At 74.5% G+C, this 14,177-nt stretch carries 12 protein-coding genes; 9 read left to right on the top strand and 3 right to left on the bottom strand.

From position 1 onward, the window contains the following. Positions 1 to 160: 160 nt before the first annotated feature. Positions 161 to 1,891: a carbohydrate-binding module family 20 domain-containing protein gene (locus AC060K_RS15595; protein WP_483766321.1), complete on the top strand. Its 1,731-nt coding sequence runs from the start codon at positions 161 to 163 to the stop codon at positions 1,889 to 1,891. A 147-nt stretch (positions 1,892 to 2,038) separates the two neighbouring features. Further along, positions 2,039 to 3,175 carry an acyltransferase family protein gene (locus AC060K_RS15590; protein WP_483766320.1) on the top strand — a complete coding sequence of 379 codons (1,137 nt, stop codon included), beginning with the start codon at positions 2,039 to 2,041 and terminating at the stop codon, positions 3,173 to 3,175. Here the strand turns inward: AC060K_RS15590 and AC060K_RS15585 are convergent. After that, positions 3,165 to 3,767, bottom strand: a complete 603-nt coding sequence (locus tag AC060K_RS15585; RefSeq protein WP_483766319.1) for an acyltransferase — start codon at positions 3,765 to 3,767, stop codon at positions 3,165 to 3,167. The two genes, AC060K_RS15590 and AC060K_RS15585, sit on opposite strands and share 11 nt — an antisense overlap. Positions 3,768 to 3,946: 179 nt before the next feature. Here AC060K_RS15585 and AC060K_RS15580 point away from each other — a divergent pair, with 179 nt between their 5' ends. Together AC060K_RS15580 and AC060K_RS15575 are read left to right on the top strand one after the other, a co-directional pair. Further along, a complete protein-coding gene (locus AC060K_RS15580) occupies positions 3,947 to 5,359 on the top strand; it encodes an MFS transporter (RefSeq protein ID WP_483766318.1) in 1,413 nt (470 codons plus the stop codon). After that, positions 5,356 to 6,375 (top strand): TolB-like translocation protein, encoded by a 1,020-nt coding sequence (locus tag AC060K_RS15575; RefSeq protein ID WP_483766317.1) that lies wholly within the window; start codon positions 5,356 to 5,358, stop codon positions 6,373 to 6,375. Before AC060K_RS15580 ends, AC060K_RS15575 begins: the two co-directional genes overlap by 4 nt. 853 nt (positions 6,376 to 7,228) lie before the next feature. On the opposite strand, the gene AC060K_RS15570 is transcribed toward AC060K_RS15575, so the two are convergent. Then, entirely contained in the window at positions 7,229 to 8,584 is a 1,356-nt protein-coding gene (locus AC060K_RS15570; RefSeq protein ID WP_483766316.1) for an O-antigen ligase family protein, read from the bottom strand. Continuing rightward, positions 8,581 to 9,915 carry a hypothetical protein gene (locus AC060K_RS15565; RefSeq protein WP_483766315.1) on the bottom strand — a complete coding sequence of 445 codons (1,335 nt, stop codon included), beginning with the start codon at positions 9,913 to 9,915 and terminating at the stop codon, positions 8,581 to 8,583. The genes AC060K_RS15570 and AC060K_RS15565 overlap by 4 nt, the downstream gene beginning before the upstream one ends. Positions 9,916 to 10,056: 141 nt before the next feature. Between AC060K_RS15565 and AC060K_RS15560 the strand changes: the two genes are divergently transcribed. The 5 genes from AC060K_RS15560 to AC060K_RS15540 are packed head-to-tail and all read left to right on the top strand — an operon-like array spanning position 10,057 to position 14,121. Beyond that, complete coding sequence (locus AC060K_RS15560) at positions 10,057 to 10,812, top strand: hypothetical protein (RefSeq protein WP_483766314.1); 756 nt, start codon at positions 10,057 to 10,059, stop codon at positions 10,810 to 10,812. 60 nt (positions 10,813 to 10,872) lie between these two features. After that, positions 10,873 to 11,721 (top strand): glycosyltransferase family 2 protein, encoded by an 849-nt coding sequence (locus tag AC060K_RS15555; RefSeq protein WP_483766313.1) that lies wholly within the window; start codon positions 10,873 to 10,875, stop codon positions 11,719 to 11,721. Continuing rightward, positions 11,718 to 12,254 carry an acyltransferase gene (locus AC060K_RS15550; RefSeq protein WP_483766312.1) on the top strand — a complete coding sequence of 179 codons (537 nt, stop codon included), beginning with the start codon at positions 11,718 to 11,720 and terminating at the stop codon, positions 12,252 to 12,254. Before AC060K_RS15555 ends, AC060K_RS15550 begins: the two co-directional genes overlap by 4 nt. After that, entirely contained in the window at positions 12,251 to 13,213 is a 963-nt protein-coding gene (locus tag AC060K_RS15545) for a glycosyltransferase family 2 protein (protein WP_483766311.1), read from the top strand. Before AC060K_RS15550 ends, AC060K_RS15545 begins: the two co-directional genes overlap by 4 nt. After that, the gene (locus tag AC060K_RS15540; protein ID WP_483766310.1) at positions 13,210 to 14,121 is read left to right on the top strand and encodes a glycosyltransferase; all 912 of its coding nucleotides are present in this window, start codon (positions 13,210 to 13,212) and stop codon (positions 14,119 to 14,121) included. The genes AC060K_RS15545 and AC060K_RS15540 overlap by 4 nt, the downstream gene beginning before the upstream one ends. Positions 14,122 to 14,177: the final 56 nt, after the last annotated feature.

The following is a 14,177-nucleotide window of genomic DNA, read 5'->3' as shown; positions in this document are numbered from 1 at the left end:
GGCCGGACCGGCGCGCCGAGGACCGCGCCCGGCTCGGGCGAACCGGGCGCGGCCGGGTCTGGCGTGTTGCACTTCAACTCTGTAACCTCTTGCAGCAAGATCCGGAAAGCGCCGTGCAACGCCGCGCGGCTGTGCCGGGAATGCTCGTTAAGGAGCCGCAATGACGCGGAGACTCGTCAGACCTCTCGCTGCCCTCGTCTCGACCCTGACACTGGGCCTGTCGCTGGGCGTCGCCGCCACTCCCCCAGCCACGGCCGCCACCCCGCCGAACGGCGGGGACGACGTGATCCTCAACCTCTTCCAGTGGACCTGGGACTCGGTGGCCGCCGAGTGCACCAGCACGATCGGGCCGGCGGGGTTCGGCTACGTGCAGGTGTCGCCGCCGCAGGAGCACGTGCACGGATCGCAGTGGTGGACGTCGTACCAGCCGGTCAGCTACCGCATCGAGTCCAAGCTCGGCACGCGCGCCGAGTTCGCGGCCATGGTGCAGACCTGCCGCAACGCGGGCGTGGGCGTCATCGCCGACGCGGTGGTGAACCACATGGCGGCCGCGTCGTCGACGTCGACGGGCGTGGCGGGCAGCACGTACGGGCCGGACTCGTTCCCGGGCATCTACGGCTACAACGACTTCAACGACTGCCGCTCCAACATCTCCAACTACGGCGACCGCTACCAGGTGCAGAACTGCCGACTCGTGAGCCTGCAGGACCTGCGCACCGGCTCGAGCTACGTGCAGGACCGCCTCGCCGCCTACCTCAACGACCTGCTCTCGCTCGGGGTGGCGGGTTTCCGCATCGACGCCGCGAAGCACATCCCCGCCGCGGACCTCGCGGCCGTCAAGTCGCGGCTCAGCAACCCGAACGTGTTCTGGGTGCACGAGGTGATCGGCGCGCACGGCGAGCCGATCCAGCCGTCGGAGTACCTGAGCAGCGGCGACTCGCACGAGTTCCAGTACGCGCGCGATCTCAAGACCCACTTCGACGGGCAGATCAAGAACCTGCGCTACATCGGCGACAACAAGCTGCCGTCGGATCGCGCGCAGGTGTTCGTGGACAACCACGACACCGAGCGCAACGGCGAGACCATGACGTACGCCTGGGGCGCGAAGTACACGCTCGCGAACACGTTCCTGCTGTCGTGGCCGTACGGCTCCCCCACCGTGTACTCCGGGTACCGGTTCAGCGGCAACGACACGGGCGCGCCCGGCGCGACGTCCACCACCGTGCCCGACGCGAGCTGCAGCAACAGCCAGTGGGTGTGCACCCAGCGCTGGACCGAGGTACGCGGCATGGTGGGCTTCCACAACGCCGTGACCGGCACCGCCGTGACGAACTGGTGGGACGACGGCAACAACCACATCGCCTACGGCCGCGGCACGCGCGGGTACGTGACGATCAACAACACCGGCTCCGCCGTGACGCGTACGTACCAGACGTCGCTCCCCGCGGGGACGTACTGCGATGTCGTCGCGTCGACGACGTGCTCCGTGACGCGGACCGTGAACTCGGCCGGGCAGTTCACGGCCAGCGTGCCCGCGTACGGGTCGATCGCGCTGCACGTCGGGGCCCTCTCGGGCTCGACGCCGCCGCCCGCCGGGCAGGGCGACGTGTCCTTCGGCGTGAACGCCACCACCGTGTGGGGGCAGAACGTGTACGTGGTCGGGAGCCTCCCGCAGCTCGGGTCGTGGAACCCCTCTGCCGGCGTGGCGATGTCGTCGGCGGCGTACCCGGTGTGGCGGGCCGTCGTGGACCTCCCGGCCGGGACCACGTTCGAGTACAAGTACGTGAAGCGCGACGGGTCCGGGAACGTCGTGTGGGAGAGCGGCGCCAACCGGGTCGCCACGGTGGGCGCCAACGGGGCGCTGACGCTCAACGACAGCTGGCGGTCGTAGGGCGCCGGCGACAGATCCGCGAGTCGGACACACACACTGTCTCGGCGGCCTGGTCGCCGAGACAGTGCCGTCGTCCGACGAACTGACTGTCTCGGCGGGAGGGTCGCGCAGAGTGGCAGTGTCACCCACCCCGCCTAGTATGGCCGGGTGAGCTCCCACCCCTGGCCGACCACCGGCGTGCCCGGCGGCACCGGCCCGCCGGGTGGACGAAGGCCCCGCCTCACGTGGGCCGACGCCGCCCGGGGGCTCGCGATCGTGCTCGTGGTGCTCTACCACGCGGCCGACTGGTTCCGGGTGGCGGGCTTCGACACACGTGACCTCCAGCAGGTCAACATGGCGCTGCGTTCCCTCCGGATGCCGCTGTTCTTCGCGGTGTCAGGCATGTTCGCGGCACGCTGGGTGGCCGGCGGCTGGGGCGCCCTCGCCCGCGGCAAGCTGCTGTTCCTGCTCTGGGTGTTCTGGATCTGGGAGGCCGTCACGGCAGTGGTCCGGCTCGCCCTGGGGATGCGCGGCTCCGCCGAGGAGGTGTGGCCCACCGTGCTCGGCGAGATCCTCCTCGCCCCGCTCGCGCCCCGCACGGAGCTGTGGTTCCTCTGGACGCTGGCGGCGTTCTTCGTCCTCGCCCGCGCTGCTCGCCGCGTGCCACCCGCCGTGCAGGTCGGTGCCGCGGCCGTCGTCGCGGCGTTCGCGCTGGCCGGGTGGGACGTCGAGATCCTCGCCTGGCGCGGGGTCGCGGAGTTCCTGGTGTTCTTCCTCGGCGGCCTGCACCTGCGAGCGTTCCTCGAGCGCTTCGCCGCCTCGCTGACGTGGGTGCTCGGCCTGGGGGTGGTCGTCGCGTGGGGAGCCGTGGTCGCCACCGCACGTCTGCTCGACCTGGAGGACGTGCCGGGCGTCTACCTGCTCTGCGGGGCGGCCGGCGTCCTCGCGGGCGTCGTCCTGGCTCGCGCGCTGTCCGGCCTGGGAACCCTCCGCCGGCTCGGCGCTCGCACGCTACCCATCTACGTGGCGCACGCGGCGCTCCTCCTGCTGATCGCCGTCCCGCTCGGCCGCATCGTCTTCGCCCTGTTCCACCCCCTGGGCGAGGTGCTCCCGCCCGAGCTGCTCGCCGGCCTCCCGGGGCGCGGCTGGGCCACGCAGCCATGGCCCCTGACCAACCTGCTGCCGCTGCTCGCCACCCCGCTCGTGGTCTGGCTGGGGCTGCGGATCCAGGACCTCGCGGAGCAGGCGGGAGCGTGGTGGCTCTACGACCCCCCCTGGCCGCCCGCCTCGCGAGTCACGGCGTGACCGCGGCCTCGACCAGCGACAGGATCCCGTCAGTCTCGGTGTAGCGCTCACCAGTACGCGGGCAGAGCCAGCCGCCGTCGGCCTCCTCGAGCGGCACGCCCGCACGGCCGACCCACCGGATCCGGCGCGCGGGGACTCCCGCCACGAGCGCGAAGTCCGGGACGTCCCGCGTCACGACGGCGCCCGCCGCCACGGTGGCCCAGCGTCCGATCGTCACCGGTGCGACGCACACGGCCCGCGCGCCGATCGACGCGCCGGTCCGCACCGTCACGCCGACGGCCTCCCAGTCGTCGCCCGTCTTGAGCCGGCCCTCCACGGTGACGGCCCGCGGGTAGAGGTCGTTGGTCAGCACGGCAGCCGGGCCCACGAACACCCCGTCCTCCAGGACCGCCGGCTCGTACACGAGCGCGTAGTTCTGCAGCTTGCAGCTGTCGCCGAGCCGCACCCCGGGACCCACGTAGGCCCCGCGGCCCAGGGTGCAGTTCTCGCCGACCACGGCGTCCTCGCGCACCTGCGCCAGGTGCCACACGGACGAGCCCGCGCCGATCGTGGCCCGCTCGTCGACGTCGGCCGACGCCGCGATCCTCACCATGGTCCGCCTCCCGTCCTTGCGCCTTCGCGCGAGGGTAGCCGGGCGCACTGCGCGGCACACCGCCCGGACGGGCCGGCACCGGGGTGAATCCGCGAGTTCACCCCGGCCGCGGTGCCGGTCCGGATGTCGCCCGGACATACAGTGGCGGCGCCCCTGTTCGTCGCGCCGCCGGAGACACCTTGACCGCCGCCCAGACCGCCGCGCCGGCAGCGCACGCACCGCACGGACCCGCACCGCACGGGCCGACGGCGGCCGCCCCGCCCCCTCCCCGCCCGCAGGCACGGCGCTCCGCCCGCACCGCCCGGGTCTCCTCCACCGTGGTCACCCTGGGCATCGTCAGTCTGCTCACCGACGTCTCGTCGGAGGCGGTGGCCGCGGTGCTGCCCCTCTATGTGACGGCGTCACTGGGGCTCACGACGGTCGCGTACGGGTTCGTCGACGGCCTGATGCAGGGGGCGAGCGCCCTCGTCCGGGTCGCGGGCGGCTGGGCCTCCGACCGCGGCGACCACCCCAAGTGGGTGGCGGCGGTCGGCTACGGGCTGTCGGCCCTCACCCGGGCGGGCCTGCTCCTGGCATCGGGGTTCGCCGCGGTCACGGCGCTGGTCGCGATCGACCGGGTCGGCAAGGGCATCCGCACGGCCCCGCGCGACGCGATGATCGCCGCGTCGTCGGACCCCCGCAGCCTCGCCCGCTCGTTCGGCACGCACCGGGCGCTCGACACGGCGGGCGCAGCCCTCGGGCCGCTGCTCGCGTTCGTCATCCTGTGGCTCATCCCCGAGGGCTACACCACGGTGTTCGTCGTCTCGCTGGGCGCCTCGGTCCTCGGCCTCGGCGCCCTGGTCCTCCTGGTCCCGGACGTGCGCCCGCGCCGGGCGGCCTGGCTCGCACAGCACAAGACCCGCGAGGGCCGCGGCCTGCCGAAGTGCAAGGGCTGCACGTGCGACGCCCTCGGCGGGCTGGAGCCCGCGGGCCGGCCCTTCAGCTGGTCGTTCCTGCGCGACGGCGCCACGCGCTGCCTCCTCCTCGTCGCGACCGCTCTCGGCCTCCTCACGGTGGGCGACGGGTTCGTCTACCTCGCGCTCCAGGACCGCGACGGGTTCGCGACCCAGTGGTTCCCCCTGCTCTACGTGGGCACCAACGCGGCGTACATGCTGCTGGCAGCCCCCGCAGGGCGCCTGGCCGACCGCCTCGGCCGCGGTCGCGTCGTCGTCTGGGGCCACGTGCTCCTGGTCGGGGCGTACGTGTGCGCGGCCCTGCCGACGGGCGGCATGGCGCCCACGCTGCTCGCGCTCCTCCTGCTCGGCGCGTTCTACGCCGCGACCGACGGCGTCCTCGCCGCCCTGGCCGGCTCGCTCGTGCCGCTGCCCGTGCGCGCGACGGCGATCGGCACCGCCCAGACCGTCGTGGCCGTCGCGCGCATGATCGCGTCCGCGGCCTTCGGCGTCCTGTGGTTCGCCGTGGGGCGCGAGCCCGCGCTCGTGCTGGTCACCGTGGTCCTGGCCGTCGCCGTGCCGGTCTGCTGGGTCGTGCTACGCCGCGCGGACGCCCGGCCGGACACGCCGGCCGAGACGCCCGACGCGGACGCCCCGTGACCGCGCGGCACCGGGTCGTCGCCTTCGTCGCGCTCCTGGTCGTGGTCGTCGCCGGCGTCGGCTGGTTCGCTGCCGCCGAGCTCGCGCAGTCCCGGGCGCAGAGCACCGCGCCGAGCGACGTCGCCACGGCGGCGCCCGACGACGTCGTCGGCCCCCGGCTCGTGTTCCGCAGCACCGCTCCCGGGGACCTCTACGGGCGGGTCGCCGCCGTGCCGCTCGACGACCTCGACGGTCCGCGGGCGGTGTCCCCCGTGGCGTGCGACCGGGTGGACGCGACGGCCGAGAGCGTCGTCTGCCTGCGGACCCAACGTGGCGTCGTGACCACCTTCGAGGCCCAGGTGCTCGACGCCCGCTGGCAGGCCACCGCCACCTGGCCCCTGCCCGGCACGCCGAGCCGCACCCGCTTCTCGCCGGACGGCGGCCTGGTGGCGACCACGGCGTTCGTCACCGGGCACTCGTACGCGGGCACGGGCTTCTCCACGGAGACGGTGGTGCGCCGGTCCGACGGCGGCGACGCCGTGAACCTCGAGGAGTTCACCCTCCTGGTCGACGGCGCCCCGGCCGCGCCCGTGGACCGGAACGTCTGGGGTGTCACCTTCGTGGACGGCACCACGTTCTACGCCACCGTCCAGTCCCGGTCGCTGGGCCGCACCTGGCTCGTCCGGGGCGACCTCGCCGCGCGGACCCTCACCACCGTGCGCGACGGCGTGGAGTGTCCCTCGCTCTCCCCCGACGGCACCCGGATCGCGTTCAAGCACGACGCCGGCCCCGGAGCCGGGGTGCACTGGACACCCGCCGTGCTCGACCTGGCGACCGGCACGGTCAGCGTGCTCGACGCCGAGACCCGGAACATCGACGACCAGCTCGCCTGGCTCGACGACGGCACCCTGCTCTACGGCGTGCCGCGCACCGAGGAGTCGGGCGTGACCGACGTGTGGTCCCTCCCCGCCGACGGCACCGGGGCTCCCGTCGTGGCAGTCCCCGAGGCCTGGTCACCGGCGGTCGTGCGCCCCTGACCGGCGCCACCCGCCAGGCGAGGAGCGCGCGGACCCCGCCGTCCGGCGTCGTGCAGGTCGAGGGCACTCACCGAGGCCAGGCCTGCCCCGGCGAGGAGCGCCGCGCCCGCCACGGCGGCGAGCACCGTCCCCGCCAGCCCGCCTACCGGGCTCGGGCCGGTTCCGACGACCACGCCAGCGGCGGCCACCCCGGCCGCGGCCGAGAGCGCGAACGGCCAGGCCGAGACCCGGCGGCTGCGGGCGGGGGCTGCTGCGTGCAGCGGTGTGGGCGGGCGCAGCACCGTCAGGGCGACGCCCAGCACGCCCCACCAGCACGCGGCGACGACGAGCGGGAGGACGACGTCGCCGGCGTCGTGCCAGCTGCTCACGACTACGCCCAGCTCGGCGCCCACCACCAGGACGGCGCCCACCGCCGCAACCCGGCCGCGCACCCGGTCCGGGACGGCCACGAGCACCGCGAACAGCGCGCTCGCCGCGGTCGCGGCGTGACCCGACAGCGGCGCCCCGCCCTCGGGCGCGTACGACGGAAAGGGCAGCAGGTCGCGCTTGACGACCTGGGCCAGCAGGAACGGCCCCGCCGTGCCGGCCAGAGCCACCGCGGCCCGCAGGAGCCCACGCCGGGCGACGACGACCAGCGACACCGCCACCACGACGAGCAGCACCGGCGGCATGATCCACTTCAGACCGCCGCGGAGGACGCGCCACAGCCCGTCGGAGTACGGCTCGAGCACGTCGGTGAGCAGGGCCGACCAGGCGTGGCCGGCGGGCGACCCGAACGCCGCGGCCAGGACCGGCGGCAGCACCAGGCAGGCCGCGAGCAGCGCCGACGTCGCGGCCGGGTGCCGACGGCCGGTCACAACCGCGACCCCGTCCGGCCGGAGACCAGTGCGGGCGGCGTGAAGCTCGGCGCCCAGGCGGTCACCTGCCTGCGGAACGAACCGGCCATCCCGACCAGGAGGAACAGCGCCCCCATGGTCATCGGGAAGGCGAACGCGTCGAAGAAGCTCATGCTGACGAACCCCACGGTGACGGAGGCGACCAGGCTGAGCGCCAGGTCCTTGCTGCGCTCGTCGGTGGACTCCTTGCGCGCGTGCAGCAGCACCCCGACGGTCACGAACCAGATACCCAGGAAGAGCAGCGTCCCGACGATCCCGATCGACACGAGAAGCACGAGGTACTCGTTGTCGAAGATCCGGTACTTGGGCAGAAAGGTGCCCAGGCCGCGGCCGAACAACGGGTCACGGGCGATGAACTCGGCGGCCATGCCGAAGCTGTCGGTCCGGGACGTGATGCTCGGGTCGTCCGAGTCGGTGAAGAGGCCGAGGATCGAGTCGAACACCTGGGGCGCGACGGCGAGCCCCGCGAGCGCACCGGCCACACCCAGACCACCCACGACCGCCCGGCGCACCGGCGGCCACCCCGCCATGACGATCAGCAGGCCGATGGCCGCGCCGATGTAGGCGGAGCGTGAGCCGGTCAGCGGCGTGAGGACCAGCAGGAGCACCGCCGGCGTCCACCGGCGGACGGCGGGGCGCTCCCGGTGGTGGAAGGCCACGTGCAGCGCGAGCGGCAGCAGCATCATGACGAGGACGCCGTACTCGAGCGCGTGCGCGGCCGTCCCGGCAGGCCGGTACATGCCGTTGCGCCAGGTCAGGGCAAGGTCACCCGAGCCTGTGAGGCCGGGGATCACGATCCTGTCCACCCAGGCCTGGCCCGTCGCGATCTGCGCGAGCCCGAGCGCCGCCAGCAGGCCGCCCGTGAGAGCGAGCCGCCAGACGAGCAGGTCGAACCGTTCGCGGGACGGGATGCCGTCGTGCGCCACCAGGAGCGTGCCCGACCAGGCGACGAGCGACAGCAGCGCCACGTCCGCCGGGCTGATCTCGTCGACGCTGATCGGCCGGGCCATGGCGAGGACGTACGTGAGGGCCACGCTGAACAGCCAGACGGCCAGGGCGATCCGGATGGGGTGGACCCGCAGCGGGCTGGGCCGGGACGTCCCGACGCCGAGGAGCAGCCACAGGAGGAAGCCCGCGAGGCCGAACAGCATCGAGGGCGCCCCGGCGCTGCCCAGCGGACCCAGGACCTGCTTGGCCGGCACGGCGAACAGCAGGACCAGGTACAGGGTGAGCCAGAGGACGCCGTCGAGCCGCAGACCCGTGCCAAGCTCGGCCCGCTGCCGGAGGGTCAGGCCGCTCGCCGGGCTCCTCACTCGTTCTCCGGGCCGTTCGCGGGCTGCTGACCCCCCTGGCCGACGACGTGCCAGCGCGTCCCGCCGGTGTCGTCCGGGCGCACGCCCGGGCTGACCGGCGGGATGGCGAGCGGCAGGCCGGGGTGAGGCTGCGCGGGCTGCGGAGCCGGCGCCGGCTGCGGAGCCGGAGCCGGGCCCTGCTGGGCGGGCTGCGCGGCCGGCGCGGGCTGCGGCTGGACCAGCGGGACCGGTGCCAGGACCGGCTCGGCAGCCGGAGCCCGGTCGGCAACCGGGCTCGAGGCCTGGGCGGGAGTCTGCGCCCGGGGCTGCACCACGGGCGTCGGCGCCGTGATCGGCCGCGGCTCGGAGGAGGAGGGCGGGGCCGTCGGGGCAGACGCGGCCGTCGGAACGGACATCGGGGGCGCGACCGGGATCGCGATCCGCGGGGTCGGGGCCGCCGGCGTGACGGGGGCCTTGACCGGCGCCGGCCCGGCCGCTGTCGGCCCGCCCGGGTGACCGGCCGCCGTCGGCCCACCCGGCTGACCGGGCGAACCCGGCCCACCTCCCTGGCCCTGGCGCTGCTGCGCCTGCCCCGGCGGGATCGCGAGCGCGGGCGACTGGCCGCGGATCGCCGCGACCGTCGCAGCCACGTCCGTGACGCCGTGGCGCGACGCGGCGCCCGCCACGACCTGTACCGGGCCGTCCACGGCGAGCGGGTCGCCGCCGGAGCGCGACCGGGAGTAGCGGGCGGCGTTGCGGCGGCGCAGGACCAGCCCGTCGATCGCGACGGCGAGGACACCGGTCGCGACGAGGCCGCCGCCCACGGCGGCGATGACCATGCGCAGGGTGCCGCTCGTGTCGGGCTCCGCCTCGGTGTCGAGCGTGAGCTCCATGGTGGTGAGGATGGTCTCCTCCGGCGCGTTCGCCTCGCGCTGCAGCCGCTCGAGCTGGACGGGGACGTCCTCCGCGATGAAGTGGAGCGCCTCGATCGTGGCTTCCGGCGTCTTCTCCGTGACGTCGACGGCGATCACCGGACCCCGGGTGGACTCCTCCATCACCACCGCGAACTGGGCGTCCGGTGCGGCCTCGGCCAGCACCTGGGCCGCCTCGTCGCCCCCGTAGTAGGCGATGACGAGCCGCGCCGGCAGGTCGAGGCCGCTGAGGTTCAGCAGCGGGTTGCCGCCCTCCTGGAGGAGCTGCTCCGAGGGGAGCACGAGGAGCAGTCCCCGGGCGCTGTAGACGGCCGGTGTGGTGAGGTACGCGCCGTACGCGAGCCCTCCGGTCGCGAGGAGGCCCACGAGCACCACGTACCAACGGCGCCTGAGCGCTCCGACGATCGCGGAGAACGACATAGTGCTGGATTCCCTCCCAGGCGGGCAGCCGGCGTGGCGGCCCAACGGTATCGTGCGGCGGGTGCGGCGATAATCGCCGGTGCCAGCCGTCCGCAGGCCGAGCACCAATTCTCCATCCAGAGAGTCCATCGGGGACCGAACATGACGCTGTGGGACCTGTTCGAGCTGGCGGTGCGCCGGTGGCCGGTGGTGCTCTGCGCGCTCGCCGTCACCGCGGGCCTCGGCTGGGTCTCCATCCAGGACGACGGCGTCTACTGGTCGCGCACCCAGGTGGTGTTCCTGGCCCCCCTCAGCGAGGAGAACCCCAACGCGCTGCGGACCCAGTCGGAGTCGCTGATCATCACGGCGGGACTGGTCGCGAAGGAGGTCAACGGGCCGGGGGAGGTCACCAAGTTCGGGTCGCCCGAGGTCACCCTCGTCGGTCTGGGGGTCCGCGAAGGGTGGTCGGTGCGGCAGCCGGACACGGGCGGGCAGTGGGCACCCAACTTCGACCAGCAGGTGCTCTACCTCGAGGTGGTGGGGCCCACCCCGGAGCATGTCGAGGCGCAGCAGAAGGCGGTCTTCGAGCAGATCGCCCAGGAGCTGGACGCACTGCAGCGCGACCTCGAAGTTCACCCGATCAACGACATCGACGTCACGATCGCACCCGAGTCGACGGCCGTCTACCACGCGACCGGCAGCACGGTCCGCGCCCTCGGGATGACCACCGTCCTGTGCGGGGCCGCCACAGTCGCCCTGCTGTTCGCGCTCGAGATGCGGGCCCGCCGGCGCTGGCTGCGCGAGCAGCGCGACACGCCCACCACCGCCATCCCGATCGTCCAGGCCCGTCCGCCGTGGGCGTCCGCGCCCGGGCGAAGTGGGGATGAACTTCGCCGGACGGCGCCTTCAGGGGGCTGACGCCTCGCTAGTCTGCGAGCGCGCCCCGTCGGCGGCGCCCTGGCTACCTGTGGAGGCGCGATGGAGGGGCACCCGCCCCGGGCGAGCGTGGTGATCCCTGCTCACGACGAGGCGGAGACGATCGGCACGCTCCTGGACACGCTGACGGCGTCCGCCCCGGGCGAGCTGGAGGTGGTCGTGGCCTGCAACGGGTGCACCGACGACACAGCCCAGGTCGCCGCCCGGTACGGGGTCACCGTGGTCGAGGTCGCCGAGGCGTCGAAGATCGCCGCCCTCAACGCCGGGGACGCCGCCGCGACCGTCTTCCCCCGCGTGTACCTCGACGCCGACGTCACGGTGACGCTCGCCGCGCTGCGCGCCGTCGTCGCCGCCCTGCACCGTGGGGAGGTGGCCGCCGCGCCGCTGCCCGTCGTGGACACCACCGGGTGCGGCCCGCTGGTCCGCGCCTACTTCGCCGTGTTCGACCGGCTCGGGTACGTCCGCCGGGCAGCGCTCGGCGCGGGCTTCTACGCCCTCTCCGCCGAGGGCCGGCGCCGGTTCGGCGTCTTCCCGGACGTCGTGGCCGACGACGGCTTCGTCTACAGCCTGTTCACCACGGCGGAGCGGCACAACCCGCCCGGCGAGACGTTCGTCGTGCGCCCGCCCCGCACCCTCGCTGCGCTCTGGCGCCGGCAGGTGCGCATCGCGTACGGCAACGTGGAGCTCGAGGCGCGCGGTCACTCGGTCGCCGCGCCCGGACCCGGCTGGGTCGGAGTGGTGGGGGCGCGTCCGTGGCTGGCCCCGGCGGGGTTCGTCTACGCGGCGGTGAACGGGTCGGCCAAGCTGGCCGCGCGCCGTCGGCTCCGGTCCGGCCTCGCGGCCGGGTGGAACCGCGACGAGACGTCGCGCGCCGCGGCGGTGGCCAGGTGAGCCCGCGCCGCGGCCCGCTGGCCGCAGCGTCCCGGCTGCTGAGCCCCGCCACGTGGCGGCAGCTCGCCCGGGTGGTCAACTTCCTGGGGTACGACGGCGCAGGCGTCTCCGACGCCTCCGTCGGAGCCGGGGTGCGCCTGTCCCCCACCGTGTCGGTACGCAACGGCGTCCGGGTCACGATCGGGGCCGGCGCCAACGTGGGCCAGTGGTGCTACCTCTGGGCGGGCGAGACGACCGGCCGGATCGAGATCGGCGCCAACGCGCTGCTCGCCCCCGAGGTCTTCGTCACCGCCTCCAACTACGACGTCGACGCCGCAGACGGCCCGGTCTCCGGCCTCCCCCGCCGCGAGGCGGACGTCCGGATCGGTGCCGACACCTGGCTCGGCGCGCGCGTGGTGGTCCTGCCCGGCGTGACCATCGGCGACGGGACCGTCGTGGCGGCCGGGTCCGTCGTCGCCAAGGACCTGCCGCCGGGCGTGATCGCCGCGGGCGTTCCCGCCCGCGTGCTGCGCCGCCGCGGGGAGCGCCGGTGAGCGCGGGCCTCGGGCACGTCCCCGGGCCGACGGCGTCGCCCGAGCTCAGCATCGTCGTGGTCACCTATCACAGCGCCGGCTGGATCGGCCGCTGCCTCGGTGCGCTGCCGGCCGCGCTCGGTGCCCGGCGGGCGGAGGTCGTCGTCGTCGACAACGCCTCGACGGACGGCACCGCCGACCTCGTCGCCCGGGACCATCCGGACGTGACCCTCGTGCGGAACGCGGTGAACACCGGCTTCGCGTCGGCGGTGAACGCGGGGGTGGCGGCGTCGTCGGCCCCCTGGGTGGTGCTGCTCAACCCGGACACGATCGCCCGGCCCGGCGCCCTCGCGAACCTCCTCGCGTTCGCCGGGTCCCGTCCGGGCCACGGCCTCTACGGGGGCCGGACGCTCACGGAGACGGGCGAGGTGGAGCCGTCGTCGTGCTGGGCCCTGCCGACGGTGTGGAGCACCGCCTGCTTCGCGCTCGGCCTGTCCACCCTCTTTCCGCGGACGCGGCTCTTCGACCCTGAGTCGATGGGACGCTGGCCGCGCGACACCGTGCGCGAGGTCGGCATGGTGACCGGCTGCCTGCTCCTCGTGCCGCGGGCCGTGTGGGACGAGCTCGGCGGGCTCGACGAGCGCTACTTCGTCTACGGCGAGGACGCCGACCTCGGCGCCCGCGCCCGCGCCGCCGGGTACCGGCCGATCATCACGCCGGACGCGGAGGTGGTCCACGCGGTGGGGCAGTCGTCGTCGGGCGACGGCGGGAGCCTGCCGCTGGTCCTCGCCGGCAAGGTCACCTACGCGCGGACGCACTTCCCGGGCCTGTCCGGGGCGGTCGTGGTGGGGCTGCTGCGGCTCGGCGTCGGCGTGCGCGCTGCCGGGGCCCGGGTCAGCGGCCGCGGCCGGAAGTGGGCCGTGGGCTGGCGGCGCCGCGCCGAGTGGTGGCACGGATTCCCGATCGGAGAGAGCGTATGAGCGTCACCCACGTCCTCCTGACCCGCTTCAACCTGCCGTCCAAGGGGGCAGAGGAGCTCATCCGGGCCAAGGAGGGCTGGCTGCGCGAGCGGGTGGCGCTGTTCGAGCGCTACTGCCTGCCGAGCGTCGCGGCCCAGACGGACCGTGATTTCGCCTGGCTCGTCTACATCGACCCGCAGAGCCCCGACTGGTTCCAGACGTGGGTCGACGACGCCGGGGCCGGGCTCTTCCGCGCCGTGCGCCGCGAGGAGGTGCCGCGGGAGGCGCTGCTCGCCGACGTCGTCGAGGTGGCCGGGGGCGTTCCCGAGCGGCTGCTGACCACCAACCTGGACAACGACGACGCGGTGGCGGTCGACTTCGTGGCGCGGCTCCGGGCGGCAGCGGGCGCTGCGGTGGGCTCTGGTGCCGCCGGGGCTGGGGCCGGCGATGCCGCCGGGCGGACCGCGATCTACCTGGAGAACGGGCTGATCCGCGAGGGCGGCCGGCTGTACGAGCACCGGGACCGGTCCAACGCCTTCTGCTCGGTGGCCGAGCCCTGGGACGGCGCCATGAGCTGCTGGGCCGACTGGCACAACCGGCTCGAGCTGCACATGCCCGCCCTGCGCCTGGGCGGGGCGCCCGGCTGGCTGCAGGTGGTGCACGGCACCAACGTGAGCAACCGGGTCCGGGGGCGGCTCACGAGTCCGGCCCCGTACCTCGACCTCTTCGCGGCGGGGCTGGAAGGCCTGCCGGTCCCGGCCGGCCGCGAGCTGGCCGCCGACCGTCTGGTGCGGTCCCCGCTGCGCGCCGGCCGCGACACCGCGCGCGGGCTCGCCAAGCGCTCGATCGAGCTCGTGGGCGGGCGCGACGCGGTGGACCGGATGAACGCGGTGCGGAGGTCTGCGGTGAAGGCGGTCACGGGCCGCTGACGGCGGCCCGCGCGTCCCGTCCGCTTCGAGAACGTCATCAGTACTGGTATCCGCGT

This window comes from Antribacter sp. NEAU-D49 (assembly GCF_057158775.1).
This window is presented reverse-complemented; position numbering and strand designations above follow the sequence as displayed.